The sequence below is a fragment of the Fusobacterium sp. genome (genome assembly GCF_019012925.1).
In the GTDB taxonomy this organism is placed as follows: Bacteria; Fusobacteriota; Fusobacteriia; order Fusobacteriales; family Fusobacteriaceae; genus Fusobacterium_A.
In genome coordinates this window covers 49,803-70,861 of sequence record NZ_JAGIRL010000006.1, presented here as the reverse complement: position 1 = coordinate 70,861, position 21,059 = coordinate 49,803, and the positions used below count along the sequence as shown (strand labels likewise).

15 protein-coding genes and 1 riboswitch are annotated in these 21,059 nt (G+C 29.0%); of the genes, 8 read left to right on the top strand and 7 right to left on the bottom strand.

What is annotated here, in order from left to right; genetic code table 11:
• Positions 1-153: 153 nt before the first annotated feature.
• A complete protein-coding gene (gene clpB / locus QZ286_RS01275; RefSeq protein WP_291255162.1) occupies positions 154-2,724 on the bottom strand; it encodes an ATP-dependent chaperone ClpB in 2,571 nt (856 codons plus the stop codon).
• A 214-nt stretch (positions 2,725-2,938) separates the two neighbouring features.
• On the opposite strand from clpB, the gene QZ286_RS01270 reads away from it, so the two are divergent.
• Positions 2,939-3,436, top strand: a complete 498-nt coding sequence (locus QZ286_RS01270) for a PTS glucose transporter subunit IIA (RefSeq protein WP_291255161.1) — start codon at positions 2,939-2,941, stop codon at positions 3,434-3,436.
• A gap of 81 nt (positions 3,437-3,517) precedes the next feature.
• Here QZ286_RS01270 and QZ286_RS01265 read toward each other — a convergent pair whose 3' ends face one another.
• The 3 genes from QZ286_RS01265 to QZ286_RS01255 all read right to left on the bottom strand — a co-directional run bounded on the left by QZ286_RS01265 (position 3,518) and on the right by QZ286_RS01255 (position 8,000).
• A complete protein-coding gene (locus QZ286_RS01265; RefSeq protein WP_291255160.1) occupies positions 3,518-5,725 on the bottom strand; it encodes a transglycosylase domain-containing protein in 2,208 nt (735 codons plus the stop codon).
• Between the two features lie 9 nt (positions 5,726-5,734).
• Positions 5,735-6,796, bottom strand: a complete 1,062-nt coding sequence (gene rlmN / locus QZ286_RS01260) for a 23S rRNA (adenine(2503)-C(2))-methyltransferase RlmN (protein ID WP_291255164.1) — start codon at positions 6,794-6,796, stop codon at positions 5,735-5,737.
• A gap of 85 nt (positions 6,797-6,881) precedes the next feature.
• Positions 6,882-8,000: an alanyl-tRNA editing protein gene (locus tag QZ286_RS01255; protein WP_291255159.1), complete on the bottom strand. Its 1,119-nt coding sequence runs from the start codon at positions 7,998-8,000 to the stop codon at positions 6,882-6,884.
• Positions 8,001-8,141: 141 nt separating this feature from the next.
• On the opposite strand from QZ286_RS01255, the gene QZ286_RS01250 reads away from it, so the two are divergent.
• Both QZ286_RS01250 and QZ286_RS01245 read left to right on the top strand, forming a co-directional pair.
• The gene (locus QZ286_RS01250) at positions 8,142-10,946 is read left to right on the top strand and encodes a type I restriction endonuclease subunit R (protein WP_291255158.1); all 2,805 of its coding nucleotides are present in this window, start codon (positions 8,142-8,144) and stop codon (positions 10,944-10,946) included.
• Positions 10,947-11,004: 58 nt separating this feature from the next.
• A riboswitch (purine riboswitch) is annotated at positions 11,005-11,101 on the top strand.
• A gap of 47 nt (positions 11,102-11,148) precedes the next feature.
• Complete coding sequence (locus QZ286_RS01245) at positions 11,149-12,648, top strand: MATE family efflux transporter (protein WP_291255157.1); 1,500 nt, start codon at positions 11,149-11,151, stop codon at positions 12,646-12,648.
• A gap of 45 nt (positions 12,649-12,693) precedes the next feature.
• On the opposite strand, the gene QZ286_RS01240 is transcribed toward QZ286_RS01245, so the two are convergent.
• The 3 genes from QZ286_RS01240 to QZ286_RS01230 all read right to left on the bottom strand — a co-directional run bounded on the left by QZ286_RS01240 (position 12,694) and on the right by QZ286_RS01230 (position 14,956).
• Positions 12,694-13,050, bottom strand: coding sequence for an RloB domain-containing protein (locus QZ286_RS01240; protein ID WP_291255156.1), 357 nt, complete (start codon positions 13,048-13,050; stop codon positions 12,694-12,696).
• A 39-nt stretch (positions 13,051-13,089) separates the two neighbouring features.
• Entirely contained in the window at positions 13,090-14,415 is a 1,326-nt protein-coding gene (locus tag QZ286_RS01235) for an ATP/GTP-binding protein (protein WP_291255155.1), read from the bottom strand.
• A 175-nt stretch (positions 14,416-14,590) separates the two neighbouring features.
• On the bottom strand, positions 14,591-14,956 hold the full coding sequence (locus QZ286_RS01230) for a hypothetical protein (RefSeq protein WP_291255154.1): 366 nt from the start codon (positions 14,954-14,956) through the stop codon (positions 14,591-14,593).
• A gap of 130 nt (positions 14,957-15,086) precedes the next feature.
• Here QZ286_RS01230 and QZ286_RS01225 point away from each other — a divergent pair, with 130 nt between their 5' ends.
• From QZ286_RS01225 to QZ286_RS01205, 5 genes are all read left to right on the top strand, one after another.
• Positions 15,087-16,628 carry a type I restriction-modification system subunit M gene (locus tag QZ286_RS01225; RefSeq protein ID WP_291255153.1) on the top strand — a complete coding sequence of 514 codons (1,542 nt, stop codon included), beginning with the start codon at positions 15,087-15,089 and terminating at the stop codon, positions 16,626-16,628.
• Between the two features lie 8 nt (positions 16,629-16,636).
• The gene (locus QZ286_RS01220) at positions 16,637-17,635 is read left to right on the top strand and encodes a PDDEXK nuclease domain-containing protein (protein ID WP_291255152.1); all 999 of its coding nucleotides are present in this window, start codon (positions 16,637-16,639) and stop codon (positions 17,633-17,635) included.
• Positions 17,632-18,873, top strand: a complete 1,242-nt coding sequence (locus tag QZ286_RS01215; RefSeq protein ID WP_291255151.1) for a restriction endonuclease subunit S — start codon at positions 17,632-17,634, stop codon at positions 18,871-18,873. Before QZ286_RS01220 ends, QZ286_RS01215 begins: the two co-directional genes overlap by 4 nt.
• Before the next feature lie 255 nt (positions 18,874-19,128).
• Positions 19,129-19,401 (top strand): hypothetical protein, encoded by a 273-nt coding sequence (locus tag QZ286_RS01210; RefSeq protein WP_291255150.1) that lies wholly within the window; start codon positions 19,129-19,131, stop codon positions 19,399-19,401.
• A 251-nt stretch (positions 19,402-19,652) separates the two neighbouring features.
• Positions 19,653-20,594 (top strand): hypothetical protein, encoded by a 942-nt coding sequence (locus tag QZ286_RS01205; protein WP_291255149.1) that lies wholly within the window; start codon positions 19,653-19,655, stop codon positions 20,592-20,594.
• The last annotated feature ends 465 nt before the right edge of the window (positions 20,595-21,059 follow it).

The following is a 21,059-nucleotide window of genomic DNA, read 5'->3' as shown; positions in this document are numbered from 1 at the left end:
TTCCTTTTTTAACAATTTCTTTAATAAGTTCTTTAGGTAATAAAGACATAAAAAAACCTCCCTTGATATTAATTAAATTATACTTATAATTCATCAATAATCAAGAGAGATTTTTATTTACACAAAATTATTTATACTATCCTGGTTTTTCTATTATCTCACTTTAAAAGTGATCTCATTATTTTCAAGTACAACATCAACAGTATCTCTCTCTTTTATCTGATTAGAAAGGATAAGTTTAGCAAGTGTTGTTTCAAGCTCTTTTTGTATATATCTTCTAAGTGGTCTTGCTCCATATTGAGGTTCATAAGCATTTTCAGCTAGATATTCTACAACCTCATCAGAGAAGTTAAGTTGAATATATCTATCTTTTAACTTATCTTCAACAGATTTAAGAGCAAGTTTAACTATATCCTTAATAGAAGCAAGATCAAGAGCTTTAAAAGTAATTATCTCGTCAACTCTGTTTAAAAACTCAGGTCTAAAGTTAGCTTTTAATTGATCTAGTACTCTCTCTTTTGTAGCTTCACTCAAATTGATATCATCAAGAATTAAGCTACTTCCAATATTGGAAGTCATAATAATCAATGTATTCTTGAAGTCTACAATTCTTCCTTGTCCATCTGTCAATCTACCATCATCAAGCACTTGTAATAGAATGTTGAATACATCAGGATGAGCTTTTTCAATCTCATCAAATAGTATTACTGAATAAGGTTTTGTTCTTACAGCTTCAGTAAGTTGTCCACCCTCTTCATAACCTACATATCCTGGAGGTGCACCAATAAGTCTAGTAGTAGAGAATTTATCCATATACTCACTCATATCTATTCTAATAACTGAATCTTCACTATCAAAAAGATTATAAGCTAGAGATTTAGCCAAATAAGTTTTACCTACCCCAGTTGGCCCTAAGAAGATGAATGATCCCATTGGTCTGTTAGCATCTTTAAGTCCAGCTCTTGATCTGATCATAGTATCAGCAACAGCTTTTACAGCCTCATCTTGACCTTTTACTCTCTCTTTTAGAGAAGTTTCAAGATTTAATATTTTTTCTTTTTCAGTTTCGGCAAGTTTTGATACAGGGATACCTGTCCATTTAGATACAATATCTGCAATCTCATCAGAAGTAACCTCTTGTTTTAAAAGTCCACTACTTCCATAAGCTTCATCAAGTTTGTCTTGTTGCTCTTTTAATTGTCTTTCAAGCTCACCAAGTTTACCATATTTTAACTCTGAAAGTTTAGTTAAATCATAGTTTCTTTCAGCTTGTTCCATTTCAAGCTTAACTTTTTCAATCTCTTCTTTGATCTCTTTTACCTTAGTAATATCTTTTTTCTCAAGTTCCCATTGAGATTTTAAAAGAGATTTTTTAGAGTTTATCTCAGCTAACTCTTTTTCAAGATTTTCCAATCTCTCTTTAGAAGCTGTATCAGTCTCTTTTTTTAAGGCTTCCTTTTCAATCTCAAGTTGCATACTTTTTCTAGTAAGCTCATCAAGTTCAGCTGGCATAGAATCAATCTCAGTTCTGATCATAGCAGCAGCTTCATCTATAAGGTCAATAGCCTTATCAGGAAGCTGTCTATCAGTGATATATCTATTACTTAGAGTGGCAGCAGCAACAATAGAACCATCAGAAATTCTAACTCCGTGATACATCTCAAACTTTTCTTTAAGTCCTCTCAATATTGATATAGTATCTTCAACAGTAGGTTCATTAACTAATACAATTTGGAATCTTCTTTCAAGAGCTGGATCCTTTTCAATATATTTTCTATACTCGTCAATAGTTGTAGCACCAATAACTCTAACCTCTCCTCTTGCAAGCATAGGTTTTAAGATATTACCTGCGTCCATAGCTCCATCAGTTTTTCCAGCACCAACTATAGTGTGGATCTCATCAATAAATAGAATAATATTACCGTTTGAAGTTTCAACCTCTTTTAAAACACCTTTTAATCTCTCTTCAAATTCACCTCTAAATTTTGCCCCAGCTATTAGAGCTCCCATATCTAGAGAGTAGATAGTTTTACCTTTTAATGACTCTGGTACGTCACCATTTAAAATTCTTTGAGCTAATCCCTCAGCTATTGCAGTTTTACCTACACCAGGTTCTCCAATAAGGATAGGATTATTTTTAGTTCTTCTAGAGATAATTTGAATAGCTCTTCTAATTTCACTATCTCTACCTATGATAGGGTCAATTTTTCCCTGTCTAGCTAATTCAACTAAGTTTTTAGCATATTTTTCTAAGACTTCATAATTAGCTTCTGGATTTTGAGAATCAACTTTTTGATTTCCTCTAATCTCTTTGACAACCTCTTCATATTTTTTCTCATCTAAACCTAATCTTTTTAAGATAGGAAGATGTCTTAATAATGCCCAGAAAAGATGTTCAACACTTATGTAAGAGTCTCCCATTTTCTCCATAAGGCTTTCAGCTTCTATTAAAACTCTATGAGTTCCTTGATCCAATGAAGTATCTCCTAGATTACTACCCTCTACCTTTGGAAATTTTAAAACTTCATTTTCTAGCTGACCAACTATATAGTTTAAATTTAAATCTAACTTTTCAATAATTCTAGGAATAAGTCCCTCACTATTTTTAAGGAGAGCCAAAGCTAGAAACTCAGGTTTTATAGTTTGTTGTTTAGCTTTAATCGCAAGTGTTTGTGCCTCTTGTAAAGCTAATAATGAGTTTTCTGTAAATTTATTTTGATTCATATAAAAACGACCTCCTTTTGATTTGTTAGCACTCTAATCGCTTGAGTGCTAATTTATTTATATTCTGATTATAGAACATAAAAATAAATTTGTCAACTATTTTTAAACAATTTTTTTAAAAAATTAAAATTTAGTCAAATAAAAAAAATAATTGATTTATTTTTAAAAATGTGAAATAATATGGTGTACTATTAATTCGAATAGGAGGATTTTTATGGGATTATTTGATTTTTTTAAAAAGAAAAACAGTGAGGAATGGTTTGAGATATACTCACCTTTAAATGGTAGAGTTATTGATCTATCAGAGGTTCCTGATGATGCTTTTGCTCAAAAAATGGTAGGAGATGGGTGTGCTATTGATCCAACTAGTGGAGCTATATATGCACCAGTAAATGGAGATATAGATATTTTTGAAACTAACCATGCTGTTAGCTTTGAAACACCAAACGGATTAGAGATGATAGTTCACTTTGGTATAGATACTGTAACTTTAAAAGGTGAGGGATTTAACAGAGTGGCAACTTCTGATTCTGTAGAAGTTGGAGATAAATTAGTAGAGTATGATTTAGACTTTATAAAAGATAAAGTTCCATCAACAAAAACTCCTGTAATTATCAACAATATGGATGCTATAGAGAAAATTGAAGTTGTTGCAAAGGGAAAAGATGTTAAGGTTGGAGACCTTATAATGAGAGTTTTATTAAAAAAATAGTATAAATTAAAATGGTTAGTTAATTCTAGCCATTTTTAATTAATAAAAAGGTGCTACAGAAAAATGTAACACCTTTTTTTATTAATTACCTAACAATCTTTGGAAAAGAGAATCTTCAGTATTTGAAGGGGATTTAGTCTTGTTTTCAATAGGGGTAACCTCTTTGAAATTGCTATTTCCATTTAAACTATTTCCCTCTTTTTTAACTTCTGTTTGAGAAGAGTTTCTATTTGAATAACCAGCTCTCTCAAATACTCCAGAAATTCCTTTAGAGTATTTCTCGCTATTTTCTAATTGTAGCTTTCCTCTTCTAATTGCAAAATCTCTTCCATTGTTTACTTTTAGACCTGTGTCTAAGGCTAAGTTTTGAATAAAGATATCACCATTTTTTAAATGGTTATCTAGGAATGAGAATTTAGCAGAGGTATCATAAAGTTTTTTATTAACTAAATTTTGATAATATTGTGCCCATAGTGGAGCAACTCCACTACCACCTGTAATATTACCCTTTATAGGTGAGTTATTATCATAACCTATATATATAGTTGTAACATAGTTAGGAGTTATTCCAGCAAACCAGATAGTTCTATTTTCATTGGTTGTACCTGTTTTTCCACCCTGTTCAATTCTTTTCTTCTGTAGATCATAAACAGATGCTCTTGATGAGCTACCATGTAGGACAGAACTCTTCAGCATATAAGTTATAAGGCTGGTATCAATACTATCATATACTTTTTCTTTGTCTGGTAATTCCTCATAGATAGAGTTTCCATACTTATCCACAACTGAAGTAACAACTATAGGCTTAATTTTGTAACCACCATTAGCAAAGATACTATAGTCTAAAGCGTGTTGTAATGGTGTATTTTCAAATGAACCTAAAGAAGCAGTTAAGTCATTAGGTATTTTTAAGTTTGGATCTAACTTAGCTATATTCTTTTTAAGATTAGCCACTCCAATATGATCTAAAAGCTGTATTGATACAGTGTTTACAGATCTATCTAGGGCAGTCAAAAGAGTGAGATTGTTACTATATCTACTACCATAGTTTTTAGGAATCCACTTACCATACTGTAAATATCTATCTTCAACAACTGTATTTAGCTCATAACCATTTTGTAAAGCTGTAAAGTAAAGGAATGGTTTGAAAGATGAACCAAGTTGTCTTTTTGCCATAGTGGCTCTATTGAATCCACCAGCTTTAAAGTTTCTACCAGCTACAATAGTAATTATATGTCCGTTGTTAGGATCAATAGTGATCATACCACCCTGTAACTCGTTTTTACTATCTTTTTTAAATAATTCATAGTTATCAAAACTCTCTTTAGCAACTTTTTGCATATCTAAATCAAGAGTAGTATAGACTTTTAATCCACCCGTATAGATAAGATCCTCATCAAAATTTTCTAGCAAAATCTTTTCAACTAGATCAGAAAAATCAGGAACATTATATTCAACAGCATTTTTCTTATTGTACACAATAGTTGTATTATCATCTAGGACAAAATCCTTAGGAATATCCTTTTCATTATAGAATTTATGAGCTAGAGCTTTCTCATACTCCTCTTTTGTGATCATACCATCTTCATACATCTCCGAAAGAATCAACTTCATTCTTTTAATAGAATTTTTTAACTTTTTAGTAGGGTTGTATGTGTCAGGTCTATTTGGTATTCCAGCTAAAAGAGCAGATTCAGCCAAGCCAATCTGTGAGATATCCTTTCTGTAAAATTGTTCAGCAGCTGTTCTTACACCATAAGCTCCAGCTCCAAAGTATATCTCATTAAGATATTTTTCAAAAATCTCATCTTTTGTATATTTTCTCTCAATTTCAAAGGTGATAAGAGCTTCTTTAATCTTTCTAGCCAAGCTTTTCTCATGAGATAAAAAGGCATTTCTAGCCAATTGTTGCGTGAATGAACTAGCTCCTTGTACAGCAGATCTATTTTTTACATTGGCAACTATAGCTCCAACCAATCTTTTAAAGTGTATACCGTGGTGAGAGTAGAACTGTTTGTCTTCAATAGCCAAGAAAGCATTTTTTACATTTTGAGGAATATCTTTAAACTTTGCCACTTTTCTACTCTCTCTAGATATTATATCAATAACTTTTCCGTTTCTATCATATACAGTTGTAGGGATAGATGGAGAATAATCCTCTATTAGAGTTGAAATTTCTGGAAGTTCTTTATAATACTTGTACACTACTCCAAAAACTACTCCTGAAGTAATTACTCCACCTAAAAATATTACAGCTAAAAATATCTTTAAGTATGTAAACTTTTTCATTCTTCCCCCTTATTTAGTAGGTTTTTTATTTTTTTGTCTTAATTGTCCACAAGCTCCATCAATATCTGTTCCTTTTTCTCTTCTAATAGTTACATTAACTCTTCTTACATTCTCTAAGAAGTTTACAAATCTCTCAATTTTCTTATCAGAAGGTCTTTCCATCTCTGTTCCCTCTACTGGGTTGCAAGGGATAAGGTTAACTACATGATCAAAATCGTGTACGAAATCAGCTAGAGCATTGGCATCAGCTTCTGATACGTTAAAGTTATTGATCAAGATATATTCAAAAGTTATTCTTCTCTTTGTCTGTCTTTGGTACTCTTGTAATACAGCATGTAGATCCTCTAATGGATATCTTCTATTGATAGGGATAATCTCATCTCTCTTCTCATTGATAGCTGTATGTAGAGATATAGCTAACTCTACTGGAACTTTCTCAAGCAGTATCTTTTCGATATTTGGTACAATTCCAGAAGTAGAGATAGTTATCTTTCTCTTAGATATGTTTATACCGTTTTCATTAGATAGGATCTCTAGAGCCTTTAAAACATTAGTAAGGTTTAAAAGTGGCTCACCCATTCCCATAAATACAATATTATTAAGGTTAGTTCCCTGCTTAACCAATCTTCTCTCTACAGTGTATACTTGGTTTATGATCTCACTTACATTTAGATCTCTTACAAATCCACCTTGTCCTGTTGCACAGAAAGCACATTTTACAGCACAACCTACTTGAGATGAGATACAAAGAGTATTTCTCTTATCTTTATGTCTTAATAACACAGTTTCAATAGTATTTCCATCTTCTAATTGGAATAGGAATTTCTCTGTTTTATCTATTTTAGACACTTGGTGCTTAAGTAGATTTAAAAATGGAATGTATGCTTTTTCCATCAAAGTTTCTCTATCTTTTAAAGATAGGTTAGTAACCTCATTTAAGTCTCTAACTATTTTTTTATGTAACCAGTTAAAAAGTTGTTTCCCGTAAAATTTCTTCATTCCAAGAGAGATGATAAACTCCTCTAACTCTTGTTGATTAAGATTTAATAAATTTATTCTATCTGACATTATTTTCCTCCATAAAGTTTTTAATTAACAATGTATTATAACAGAAAAAATGAGTAATTACAACACTATATTATTGTATGAGAAAGATTTAATTAGAACATAGATATTCAGTTAATATATCCTTTAACTCTTGTTCAGAGATCTTCCCTTTAAAATTACCCTTAACTTGATTTCCTCCCCCTTTAATATCAGGTTTTTTATCCATAAGATATTTAATGAACTCCTTGCAATTAAAGGAGTTTGAGATGATAGAAAAACTATCTCCATTTCCAGTGATTAAAATATTATCATCTTTCATCTGCTTTATTAAAAATTGAGCTACTGTCTTATCTTCAAAATAAAATATAGGCTGATAATTTGAGATCTTTTCACACTCTTTTAAAAGTTTTTCCGCTAGGAGTTCACTATAGTGAGAAGCTAGATTTTTGAATTCACTCTCCACTTTTTTTCTCTCATCTAGGCTCTTTTCTATCATATCCATAATCTCATAGTCTTTACAGCTAAAAGATTGACATAACTCCTTTGTCATTCTGTGTTTATATAGATAATCTTCAAAGGCTCTATTTCCAGCTATAAAGTAGAATCTTATATAATTTCCTTTGATCTTTTCATGGTTAATAATTTTAAAAAGTTGAATATCTTTGGTATTTTTTACATGAAAACCAGCACAAGCACCTAGATCAATATCAGGAATCTCAACAAATCTGACATCACCAGTCACCTTTTCTTTGATAGCTCTACGAAGTCCCTCTATTTTTCTAGCTTCTTCATTTTTCATTGTAAAAATTTTTAATTGTATTCCCTTTCTGATAACTTTATTGACCTCTTTTTCTAAACTGTTTATAGTTTCCTCTGTTATCTCATTGGAATCTAAGTCCACAGTACTATAATCAGGAGTCATTCTAAATCCCACTGTATTGAGGTGATAGTTATGATAAGCCAAGGCAGAGAATAGATGCTGAGCTGTATGCTGACAAGCTATATCCTCTCTTCTCCCATAATCTATGCTGTATTCATACTCCTTACATTGAAGTTCTCTATCCACTAAGATATTCTCTTCATTCACTGATAGGACTTGAGAATTATCAATAGTTCCACGATCTCCTAATTGTCCACCCTTACCATCTGGATAAAATATATCTTTTGGTGTAGTTTTTATCAAATAACCATCTTTAGATTTTTGACAATCTGTAACTAATATTTTCATACCTAACCTCTTCAATTTAAAGTTTTTAATTTAATCCCATTTAAATTTATTATACAGTAAAAAACTGGAAAATAAAAGGTATTTTAAAATCTTATGAAAATGTGATAAAATAGAGGAGAGTATAAAAATGGAGGGGAGACTATGGTTTCTGAAAAGGAGTTAGAGAAGCAACTGATAACTCAATTATCTTCACAGGGATATGAAGTTGTAGAGATAAAAGATGAAGAAGATTTAGTATATAATTTTAGAAAACAATTGGAAAAATTTAATGGAATAAGATTAAGTGATTCAGAATTTAAGAAGGTACAAGTACATTTAGCTGGTGGAAGTATATTTGAAAAAGCTAAAAAATTGAGAGATAAATTTGAATTGCTGACTGATAAGGGAGAGATGAAATATATCTCCTTTATAGATAAAGAGAGTATGGAAAATAATATCTTTCAAGTTACCAATCAGATAACTATGAAGGGGCAATATGAGAATAGATATGATGTAACTATCCTAGTAAATGGATTGCCACTTACACAGATAGAGTTAAAAAGGAAGGGTATTAGATTAAAAAAGGCATTTTTTCAAATTCAAAGATACCAAAGACACTCTTTTTCATATAAGGCACTGTTTCAATATATTCAGATATTTGTAATCAGTAATGAGGAGAATACAAGATATTTTTCAAACAATGGAGAGTTGAGATATGAATTTACTTTCCCTTGGACAGATGAGCATAATCTCAAGAGAAATAGATTGGTAGATTTTACTAAGAGCTTTTTAACAAGAGAGCATCTGTGGAGTATGCTTACAAAATACATAGTTACCAATGAGACTCAAAAGGCACTTATGATATTGAGACCATACCAATACTATGCTGTTGAAAAGATAATTGATAGGGTGAAAAACTACCCCTCATTCAATGGATACATTTGGCACACTACAGGAAGTGGAAAGACACTTACATCTTTTAAAGCTAGTCAGATTATAGCCACTCTTGATGAGATAGATAAGGTTGTATTCTGTGTGGATAGAAAGGATTTGGACTATCAGACTGCAAAGGAGTTCAATGCTTTTGAAGAGGGTTCTATAAGTAGAGTAGAGGATACAAATGAGTTTGTTCAAAAGATGGTGAGAGGAAATAAAAAGGTAGTTGTAACAACTATACAGAAGCTAAATAATGCTATCTCAAAACTATACTATTTGGAGCAGATGGAAAAGATAAAAAATAAGAGAGTGGTGTTTATCTTTGATGAGTGCCATAGAACACAGTTTGGAGATACACATAAGAGAATAGATGAATTTTTTACAAATAAACAATTTTTTGGATTTACAGGAACACCAATATTCTCTGCCAATGCTATAAAATATAGAACTACCAAGGATCTATTTGGAGATTGCCTACATAAATATACAATAAAAGAGGCTATTGATGATGAGAATGTTTTAGGATTTTCAGTGGAATACTACTCTACATTTAATTTGAAAAATAAAGAGGGGTATGATCTATCACCAGATGAGATGATAGAGAATGGAATTGACACATATGAGGTTTACTCAAAGAGAGAGAGACTTGAGAAGATAGTTGATTTTATAATAGCTAATCACAATTTGAAAACATCTAATAGAGAGTATCAGAGTATATTTGCAATAGGGGATATAAACACTCTTATAGAGTATTATCATATATTTAAGGAAAAAAATAGTAACTTGAGAATAGCTAGTATATTTACCTATGAAGCTAATGTTGATTTGGCAAATGATGAGGGAACTTTTGAAGTGGAAGGGGTAGAGTGTAAACACCCAAGAGAGCATCTTGATGAGATGGTAGCAGATTACAATAAGCTGTATGGATCTAATTTTAACCTTAACTCTGATAATGGATTTAATAGCTATTTTATAGATATATCTAAAAAGGTAAAAGAGAGAAAGATAGATATACTTCTTGTAGTTAATATGTTTTTAACAGGATTTGATAGTAAGTATCTAAACACTCTATATGTGGATAAGAACTTAAAATATCACGGTTTGATACAAGCTTACTCTAGAACAAATAGAATACTCAATGCCAATAAATCTCACGGGAATATAGTTTGCTTTAGAAATTTGAAGAAAAGAACTGATGAAGCTATTAAACTTTTTTCTGATGAAAATGCTGTAGAAACTGTATTGATGAAGAGCTATGAGGAGTATGTAGCCATATTGAATGATTATGTAGAGAGATTGAAAGGATTGGCTCTTACACCTGAAGAGGTTGATAATCTTGAAACTGAAGATAATAAACTAGCCTTTATAGAGAGCTTTAAAAATATTTTAAGAGTGTTAAATAAATTGGAGTCCTTTAGTACATTCAGCTTTGAGGACTTGAATATAGATCAAGATGAGTTCGAGTCTTATAAGAGTAAGTATATAGATATGTATGATACATTGGTAGGTGGAGGAAGAGATAAAGGTAAGACCTCAGTTATAGATGAGATTGATTTTGAGATAGAGCTACTTGCTAAAGATAGTATAAATGCCACTTATATAGTATCTCTTCTAAAAAATTTGGATAATAAAGATCCTTCTTTTGCAAGAGATGTAGAGTATATATTAAAGACTGTGGATAGCATACCAAAATTGAAAAATAAAAGGGAGTTATTGGAGAGGTTTATAGAGGAGAATAGGAGAATTTTCTCTGTTGATTTTGAAGGAAGTGTCGAAGATAAACTTATAAAGTTTATGAAGAAAAAAAGAGAGGAAGCTATTCAAGAGATGGTAGCAGAAGAGGAGCTTGTTTATGGAAAAGTGAATGAGATCGTTGAAAACTGTGAGTTTGCAGATAAAAAACCAGATTTTAATGATATAAAAGACTCTTTTTCTGGGAAAATAAGTGTTTTAAAGATAAATAAAAAGATACAGAGCATACAGGAGAGAATTGAGAAGATATTGGATAGATTCAATATTTTTAATATGTAGGTGAAAAAGGAGAGGGATAAACTTACAAAAAAGTGTTGACAAAAATTACAAAAATATGTTATTCTGTATGAGATGAACTTATATAGGTTTACAATTGGGTGAACGTATCTACAAACTACCGCAAATAGTTTACTATAAGGCATTAACTTGCAAATAGTAGGCTGTTTGCAGGTAGTTTTTTTATTTTAAGGAGGACGTTCAGATGGAAAAAAACAGGATTTTAGGAGAAAAACCAATTTCACAACTACTTTTAAAATTCTCACTCCCTTGTGTAATGGGATTATTGATCAGTGCATTTTACAATATTGTAGATCAAATTTTCATAGGAAATAGTGATCTAGGATATCTAGGAAATGCGGCAACAGGAATATCATTCCCTATTGTGTGTATATGTAATGCTTTTGCTTGGTGTGTTGGAGATGGAGCTGCGTCATATTTAAGTATATGTTCAGGGCGTCAAGATAGTGAAAGTGCTCATAGATGTGTAGGAACAGGGCTTAGTAGTACTTTGATAATCAGTATAGTTTTATCAGTTATCAGTCTTGTGTTTTGTGAACCTTTGATGGTTTTATTTGGAGCTTCAGATGCTACACTTTCTTTAGCAGCAGATTACTTTAGAATTATAGCAATGTTTTTTCCAGCATATTTAATGTTCAATGTGATGAACAGTATGATAAGAGCAGATGGAAGCCCTACTTATGCAATGGTTGCTATGTGTTCAGGAGCAGTTTTAAATATAATTTTAGATCCTATTTTTATATTTTGGTTAGATTGGGGGATTGAAGGAGCAGCAATAGCCACAGTAATTGGACAGATGGTATCTTTCATAATATGTTCTGTATATTTTTTCAAACCAAAAAGCTTTAAATTGTTAAAAGAGAGCTTTCACATAAAAAAAGATATGTTAAAACACTTAGTAATTCTTGGTGGATCAACATTTATTATTCAAATATCTATGGTAGTAATGACTCTATTGAGTAATATTACTTTGGCAAAATATGGAAGTAGTTCAATGTATGGAAGTGATATACCAATATCAGTTTTTAGTATTCAGACAAAAGTATATACAATAGTTAACAATATAGCTGTGGGTATAGCTTTAGGTGGACAACCAATTTTGGGGTATAACTATGGTGCTAAAAAATTAGATCGTGTAAAACAGACTTATCGTTATATTTTAATCTCTTCACTTAGTGTTGGAATCTTAGCAACTACAATATTTGAATTATGGCCAGAGAAGATAATTCTTATCTTTGGAAAACAGAATGATCTTTACATGGACTTTGCAATAAAAAGTTTCCGTATCTTCTTGGCACTATGTTTTGTAACTTGTTTTATTAAAATATCATCAATCTTTTTCCAATCTATTGGAAAACCAATACATTCAATGGTAGCTTCAATAATAAGAGATATGTTCTGCTTTGTGGTATTTACAATAGGATTGAGTATGGCTCTTGAAGGAAAAGAGATAGGAAAAGGAATATATGGTATTCTATTTGCTTCTCCAATATCAGATGTCATATCAGGTATAGTAATTATAACTATGACAATATCATTCTTTAAGAAATTGGGTGTAGAAGAAGAGAAAGAGAGAGAAGAAAATCCTGTACTTGCTTATTTTAGATCATTAAGTGATTCTGTGACAATGGGTGTAAGAAAAGTTATAGGCTATGTACTTGGAGAAGAGAAGAGCAAAAATTAAAAATAGAGAAGATATAAAAACACTCCTTTAAGGAGTGTTTTTGTATTAGATATTAAATTTTTCAACTAGCTGATATACATTAGTTCCTAAGTTATCTTTGAGTTTATTTATATCAGTCTCATATTTTTTAGCAACTTTTATAGCATTATCAATTCTATCTATGTAGTGTTCAAATAAGATTTTTTTATTGAAACTTTTTGCTTTTGATAGATTATTTTTATTTAAATATTTTTGAAGTTCTTTTGCTATTTCTCCATTTTTAGATAAAAATTTATCTTGTTGTTCTAAAGTTATCTCTTGTATAAAGTGAAATAACAACCATAATTCAAAATTAGGATTACTTAAATAAAGATTAAAATTATTTTCTTTACAACCATTGACAACTTTTATATTTAGTCTCACTGGTCCTAATAAAAGGATTTTTTCCTCGCTCTCTTCCCATTAGTCATCACACTCTATCTCTTCATCTAAAAGAGTTTTAATTTGAGGAATTCCCCCATATCTTCCAAGTAAATAAGCTTTGTCTAATTTTAGATCAAATCTTGTTTTAAATTCTTCTAATGAATAGAGGTTTGTACCTTCCTCAATGGAATTTTCTGCAAACCATACCTCATCTCTTCTTATTATATCTAAATCTAGCAATCTTGATTCATGAGTAGTAATTATTAATTGAGAATTAGTTTTTTCCATATTTTTATAGAATCTTCTTAAAAATTCTTTTACCAAAACAGGGTGTAAGCTTCTTTCTAATTCATCTATCAATATTGTTTGATTGTTACATTTTACTTTTTCTAATAGAGGAAGTAGTTCTAATAAACGTTTAGTTCCATCAGACTCTTCATAAAATTTGAATTCTACCTCTTTTTCTAAGCCTTTATGCCTAAATATAATCTCTTTAGCTTTTAATTTATTATTTTCTAAATAAAGATTTAAAAAATTATCTCCAAGTCCAATAATAATTTTTTTATTATCTTCCTTATCTAAAACTAAATTAGCCATATCATTTGAAATTTTACTTTTTAGTTCTTTAGGGATAGGCAACTCCTCAAATTCACGTTCTCCAAAAGAAATTTCAGTAATTCCTATATCAAAGATATTTAAATATTCTACCCAACTATTGGTATTTTCAAAATATTCCATAACATAGTTAGTCGTATTTGGAAAAATAATTATTAAATTTTCTTCTAACCATTTTAGAACTTTTAAAAACTCATAATCATTTTTTTCCCATTTCTTTTTATTTAAAGTTTCTAATAGTAAGGTATTTGGTTCTAAATCACTTAAATAAACATTTAATTTAATATTATCTGTTTCTGTTAATTTTAAAGAATTTTCAATTTTATTTTTTTCTCTTGTGAATATATTTATATCTTCTTTTTTTCCTACTTCAACAAGCCATTCTTCTAATATTTCTTTTGTTTTTAAAAAAAATGAAAAACCATAGGCGTAAATTTTATCTTCTATTAAAATTTCAAATTCAAATTGAGTGGGTCTATTTAAGCTATCTTCATCTAACTTGTAATTTTTTTCTAAGGTATTTACACTAGCCATTCCATTAAGGATACATTTTCTAGCAAAATTAATACTTTTAATAAAGTTAGTTTTTCCAGAAGCATTTGCTCCATAAATATATGAAGTTTTTAGTAATGATAAATTTGGAGTGCTATAAATATGAGAAGTATGTGAACGAGATTTCCCAGTTATCATACTAAACTCTTTTTTATTATTGAATGATAAAAAATTTTCTACTGTGAATTTAATTAACATAAAACCTCCTTTTACATATTTTATGTGAATTTTACACTTTTGTCAATTTTATTTTTACTGTTTTGTGATGTATAATTGTAATTATAGATATAAAAAGTGATTTTTTCACTTAAAATTAAAAATATGTTTTATATAAATTCAACAATAAATCTTAATATTATTTTTGTTTTCTCAATTAATCATCATCAACATCTAAATCTCTACTATCAACTAGAGTTTTTCTTAGATAGTACAATTCCTTTTTAGTCTGGAATATCTTGTATTTCTTATCGAATAATCTTCTTGCATCTCTTTCTCTTAAAGTAGCAAAATGTTCATCAGTGATATGGTTGATAAGTTTTTCTGTTTTTTCTAAATTGTTAAAAGTCTTTCTGATACTCTTTCTATTTGGTCTTTCAAAGCAGATTGAAACAAGAGTATAGTTTTCAGTTGTAAGTCTATCCAATTTTGCAATATCTCTGTCTAAACTGTTACAATGTTTCTCCTTAGCATAACCAAGAGTTGCAGTAGCTAACATCAATACAATTAAAAGTTTTTTCATAAATACTCCCCCCTTTTCACCTATTTTACTCTTTTTTAGCTCTAAAGACAATAAAATATATACAATTAATGAAAATACTGATAAAATAAAGATAGATGGTAAAGAAAATATGGAGATTATGGAGGATAAAATGACAGAACATCAAGCAGAATTAGAGAAAAGATTATGGGCAATAGCTAATGAACTTAGAGGAAATATGGGAGCAGATGAGTTTAGAAACTATATATTAGGCTTGATATTTTTTAAATTTCTATCTGAAAAGATTGAAAAAACGGGGAATGATATATTATCAGAGGATAATATGAGATTTGAAGATATTGAAGGAAATGATGAATATATTGAAGCAGTGAGAGAGTATTGTGTAAATAGTATTGGATATTTCATAGAGCCGAAATATCTATTTGGAGTTTTGGCTAGAAGAGCTAAAAATGGAGAGTTTATTATTGAAGATTTGGGAATGGCATTAAAATATATAGAGGACTCTACTAATGGACAGGCTAGTAATGATGATTTTTCTGGACTATTTGGAGATGTGGATTTGACGTCGTTGAAGTTGGGAAAATCAGTAGATGATAAGAATAAGATGATTTCAGAGGTAGTAAAACATCTAAATGATATTGAGTTTCAATTTGAAAATACAGAGATGGATATTTTAGGAAATGCCTATGAGTATTTGATTGGACAATTTGCTAGTAATGCTGGTAAAAAAGCTGGAGAGTTCTATACACCAGCTCAAGCTTCAAAACTATTAGCTATGTTGACTACAACGGGAAAAGATAGAGTGAGATCTGCCTATGATCCTACTTGTGGATCAGGTTCATTGTTGTTGAAAATAGCTAAATATACAGATGTAGCTAATTTTTATGGGCAGGAGTTAAATACTACTACTTACAACTTAGCTCGCATGAATATGATACTTCACGGAATTAGATTTAATGATTTTGAGATAAGACAGGGAAATACCTTAGAAGATCCACAACATTTGGATAAAAGGTTTGATATAGTGGTGGCAAATCCTCCATTCTCACAAAAATGGAGTGCAGATGATAGTTTTCTTTCTGATGAGAGATTTGCAAGTTATGGGAAATTAGCTCCAAGTAGTAAGGCTGACTTTGCATTTATCCAACATATGATATATCAATTGGCTGATGATGGAACTATGGCTGTAATTGTACCACACGGAGTACTATTTAGAGGTGCTAGTGAGGGAGTGATTAGAAAATATCTATTGAAGGATAAAAACTATATAGATGCAATAATAGGACTACCAGCAAATATATTCTATGGTACATCAATACCTACTTGTATAATAGTAGTGAAGAAAAATAGAAAAGCTGATGATGATATATTGTTTATTGATGCTTCTAATGAGTTTGAAAAGGCTAAAAATCAAAACTATCTAAGAGATGAGGACGTAGAGAAGATTGTAAAAACTTACAGAGATAGAGAAGAAGTTGAGAAATACTCTAAAAAGGTAAGTATGAAAGAGATAGAGGAGAACGATTATAATTTGAATATTCCTAGATATGTAGATACATTTGAAGAGGAAGAGGAGATAGATCTTGATGAGGTAGTAGATAGGATCAAGGGTATTGATAAAGAGATGGCAGAAGTGGATAGTGTTATTAAATCTTTCTGTGACGAGCTTGGAATAAAAGCTCCTATAATGTAGGTGAGAATATGGAGATTGAGAAAAAAGATGTTTTTATAGATATTAAAAATATCATTGAATTATCTAGGAAAAAAATAGTCAGCTCAATTAATTCCACAATGACAACAACATACTTTTTGATTGGTAAGAGGATAGTTGAAGAGGAGCAAGGGGGAGAAAAGAGAGCTGAATATGGAAAAAGTTTAATAAAAAATCTCTCGATAAGATTGACTGAGAGCTATGGAAAGGGATTTTCTGAAACCAATCTAAAACAGATGAAAAGTTTTTATCTAGGTTATAAAAAAAGGCAGACACTGTCTGACGAATTTAAACTTTCGTACTCTCACTATCTAACTCTTATGAGAATAGTTGATATTGAGGAGAGAAATTTTTATGAGATTGAAGCAATAAATAATGGTTGGAGTTTGAGAGAACTCAAAAGACAGATGGATTCTGCTCTATATGAAAGATTGGTTCTAAGTAGAGATAAGGAAAAAATACTTGAATTATCTCAAAAAGGACAAGTGATAGAAAAACCTCAAGATATAATAAAAGATCCATATATTTTAGAATTTTTAAATTTAGACGAAAAGGCTATATATTCAGAAAATGATTTAGAAACAGGTATAATTAATCATATAGAAAAGTTTATAATGGAACTTGGAAAAGGTTTTCTATTTCAAGGAAGACAAGTGAGATTTACTTTTGATGAAGAACACTTTTTTGTTGATTTGGTTTTCTACAATAGATTGTTAAAATGTTTTGTATTGATAGATTTGAAAATAGGAAAATTAAAACATCAAGATATTGGACAGATGCAAATGTATGTAAATTATTATGATAGACATGTAAAACTTGCTGATGAGAATAAGACAATAGGAATAATAATTTGTAAGGATAAAAATGATACCCTTGTAAATATGACACTTCCAGAGGGAAATGAACAGATATTTGCTAGTAGATATATGACAATCTTACCTAGTAAAGAGGAGTTAAAGAAGATAGTAGAAAGTGAGATAAGAGAATGAGAAAAGTACCAAAGTTAAGATTTAAAGAGTTTACTGATGAGTGGGAAGAGAAGAAGTTAGGAGAGATAGCTGAAATAAAAGGAGGGTATGCTTTTAAAAGTAATAAATTTTTAAATACACCTTCTAAATATCAAGTTATAAAAATGGGAAATCTATATCAAAATAAGCTTTTATTAGATAGAAATTCAAGTTTTATGGAAGAAATTAATGAAAAAGAAAAAGAGTATTTATTAAATAAAGATGATATAATTTTAACTTTGACAGGAACAGTAGGAAAAAAAGATTTTGGATATTCTTATAAAATTAATAATGAAAATAATTTATTATTAAATCAAAGATTAGCTTGCATTAAAATGAAATATGAAAAATATAGTGCAGATTTTTTCAAAGATATAATTAAACATAAAAGTTTTTTAGATAAATTTTTTGAGTTATCAATAGGTGGAACAGGTAATCAGGCTAATGTTAGTATAAAAGATATTGAAAATATTAAAATTAATATACCCATTTTTTCAGAACAGCAAAAAATAGCTAACTTTCTTTCTAATGTAGATAAAAAAATATCTCTAACAGAGGAAAAATTAGAGCTATTTAAGGAATATAAAAAGGGAGTTATGCAAAAGATTTTCTCTCAAGAGTTAAGATTTAAGGACAATGAGGGGAATGATTATCCAGAGTGGAAAGAGAAGAGATTTAATAAAATAGCTAATATTTATGATGGAACTCATCAAACTCCTAAATATGTAGAGAAGGGAATCCCTTTCTATAGTGTTGAAAATATTACAAATAATGACTTTATTAATGTAAAATTTGTAAGTGAAGAAGAATATATAAAAAATAATAGGAAAAGAAAAATTGAAGAAAATGATATTCTTATGACAAGAATAGGGAATATTGGAGAAAGTAAATTGATTGATTGGGAAATCATAGCAGATTTTTATGTAAGTTTAGCTTTGATTAAATTAAAAGATAGAATCTATCCTAGTTATATAAATCAATTTATAAAATCGAAATTTTTTCAAAAAGAGCTTGATAAAAGAACTTTAAAAGTTGCCTTTCCTCAAAAAATTAATCTAACAGAAATTGGTGAATGTTTAATAAAACTTCCAGTCTTAGAAGAACAACAAAAAATAGCTGATTTTTTATCTTCAATAGATAGTAAAATAGAGAAAATTGAAAAAGAGCTTGAGAATTTAAAGGAGTTTAAAAAAGGTTTACTTCAACAGATGTTTATATAAAATGAAAATATGATATTTAAAATATAAAAGGGAATTATATTACAATATTGTCTATCTTAGATAGAGTAGAAATATTTGAGGATTGACAATTGCTAGAATATGTATTATATTTATACTAATAGGGATAGTAGAAAAAATACAGAGATATTAAAGAAAATTTTAATTCGTTCTATTGTAGTAAGTGTGATTTTATAATTTGGAAAGATTATAGATAATTTGACACTGTTTTAATTAAAGAAAAATAAGGGGGTATTTATGAGTCCTAAGATACAGATGATATTTTTTTTAATTTTTAATAGTATTATTTTTACACTTGCTTTTATTATATGGAAAGTAAAAAAAAATAAATATGAAAAGATGAGAGTGTATTATTTTAGAGAAATAGAAAAACTTTTAAAAGACAATGAAAATAAAGATAAAATTTTAAAAGAAATTTCTAGGAAGAATTTAGGGTTTTTAAAAAATTATTATTTTTCATTGATAAGTGGAAAAGAAATTGTTTATCAAAATTTTGATTATAGATATTGACATTTAAAGAAAAATAGTATACACTGGTGGTAGTAAAATAAAACTAGGAATCCAAACCTAATTTCAAAAATGAGGATAGATAAGATTTTAGGAATCCGAACCTAAGTTCAAAAATGAGGATAGATAAGATTTTAGGAATCCAAACCTAAGTTCAAAAATGAGGATAGTAAAATAAAAAGCCCTATGATTATAGGGGAAAAAAGCCTATAATGGCTTTTTTTTATACTATAAAAAGGAGAATAAAAAAAGTTATGGAATTAAAAGAAAATGGCTTTTATATTATCAAAGATAGTTTTTTTACTAAATATAAAGATTCTTTTTTATTAGATAGTAAAACAACAAATAGACCGCACTTTTTTTTAATTAAAGATAGAATTGTTAAAGATATTTATTGGGCAATTCCTATGTCGAGACAACTAGATAAAGCTTTAAAAAAAATTAGAGAAGATTATGATAATAAAGAGGAAAAATGTCCTTATTATGTTATAAATAAGAATAGCCAAAACCCTGTTTTTAGTATTGGAAACTCATTCCCTATATTAAAAAAATATGTAGAAAGAGAATTTGAAAGATCTAATAGACATTTAATACTTAAAGACTCTAAAATATTAAAAAAAGTAGAATCAAAATTTGATAATTATTTAAAATTTATCAATAGATACTCCAATAGAACTCCTATACTGAGTATTTTTGATGATCTAATAAAAGAATTAGAATTAGATAAATATAATGAAATTATAAATAAGCAGAATGAAGCTTTAAATCTTAATAAAGAAATTGATGATTTAAAAACTAAAAATAATGAATTAGAATCTTTAATTAATAAATTTGAAACTCTTTATAAAACATATAATCAAACTAAAATAGAAATAGAAAGAATCAAAGAAGAAAGTTCAATCAAATTACTTGTATTATCTAAAATAAATCTATTAAAAAAAGAATTAAAAAATATAATTAATGAAAGTGAAGCACTTGAAAAGTCAAGTGGAATGTCAGTTTTAAAAGCAAAAAATATTTTAGCTTTAAATAATATAAATATATCTACCTTATCTAATCAAAAACATAAAAAATTAGAAGAAAAATCTTATTTGGAAAAAGAATATTCTTTTCTGAAAAATATTTTAAATAATCAAAATAACTCTAATACTAATGATACAAAAATTGAAAATGTTCAAAAAAATATATTAAATTAAAAGAGATAAAAAAATTGCTAATGAAGGTATGTATTATATTTTTTTATTTTTGATAATATTATTTTAAGAAGATAGTGAAGGTTTTAAAGGATAATGAAAATAAAGATAAAATTTTAAAAGAGATTTCTAGGAAAAATTTAGAGTTTTTAAAAAATTATTATTTTGTTTTAATAAGTGGGAAGGAGTTATTTATAAAAATTTTAGAGATAGATATTGACATTTAGTAAAAAATGTAGTATAACTTATGAAAATAGGAACTCGAACCTAGGAAAAATGTGAGGTAGTCAAGCAGTTAGGAACCTCAAACCTAAGATTCAAAAATGTGAGGTAGTTAAGAAGTTAGGAACCCCAAACCTAAGATTCAAAAATGTGGGGTAGTCAAGCAGTTAGGAACCTTAAACCTAAGAAAAATCGAGGTAAAAGCCTTTTTTAAGGCTTTTTTTATTCTACAAAGAGAAGAATATG

Excerpts from the sequence above, each read along its gene's own strand:
- QZ286_RS01265 (WP_291255160.1), bottom strand. The coding sequence starts at position 5,725 with ATGAAAAAGTTTACATACTTAAAGATATTTTTAGCTGTAATATTTTTA.
- QZ286_RS01215 (WP_291255151.1), top strand. The coding sequence starts at position 17,632 with ATGAGAAAAGTACCAAAGTTAAGATTTAAAGAGTTTACTGATGAGTGG.
- QZ286_RS01250 (WP_291255158.1), top strand. The coding sequence starts at position 8,142 with ATGGTTTCTGAAAAGGAGTTAGAGAAGCAACTGATAACTCAATTATCT.
- QZ286_RS01270 (WP_291255161.1), top strand. The coding sequence starts at position 2,939 with ATGGGATTATTTGATTTTTTTAAAAAGAAAAACAGTGAGGAATGGTTT.
- QZ286_RS01210 (WP_291255150.1), top strand. The coding sequence starts at position 19,129 with ATGAGTCCTAAGATACAGATGATATTTTTTTTAATTTTTAATAGTATT.
- QZ286_RS01255 (WP_291255159.1), bottom strand. The coding sequence starts at position 8,000 with ATGAAAATATTAGTTACAGATTGTCAAAAATCTAAAGATGGTTATTTG.
- QZ286_RS01235 (WP_291255155.1), bottom strand. The coding sequence starts at position 14,415 with ATGTTAATTAAATTCACAGTAGAAAATTTTTTATCATTCAATAATAAA.
- QZ286_RS01220 (WP_291255152.1), top strand. The coding sequence starts at position 16,637 with ATGGAGATTGAGAAAAAAGATGTTTTTATAGATATTAAAAATATCATT.
- QZ286_RS01225 (WP_291255153.1), top strand. The coding sequence starts at position 15,087 with ATGACAGAACATCAAGCAGAATTAGAGAAAAGATTATGGGCAATAGCT.
- QZ286_RS01230 (WP_291255154.1), bottom strand. The coding sequence starts at position 14,956 with ATGAAAAAACTTTTAATTGTATTGATGTTAGCTACTGCAACTCTTGGT.
- QZ286_RS01245 (WP_291255157.1), top strand. The coding sequence starts at position 11,149 with ATGGAAAAAAACAGGATTTTAGGAGAAAAACCAATTTCACAACTACTT.
- QZ286_RS01205 (WP_291255149.1), top strand. The coding sequence starts at position 19,653 with ATGGAATTAAAAGAAAATGGCTTTTATATTATCAAAGATAGTTTTTTT.
- clpB (WP_291255162.1), bottom strand. The coding sequence starts at position 2,724 with ATGAATCAAAATAAATTTACAGAAAACTCATTATTAGCTTTACAAGAG.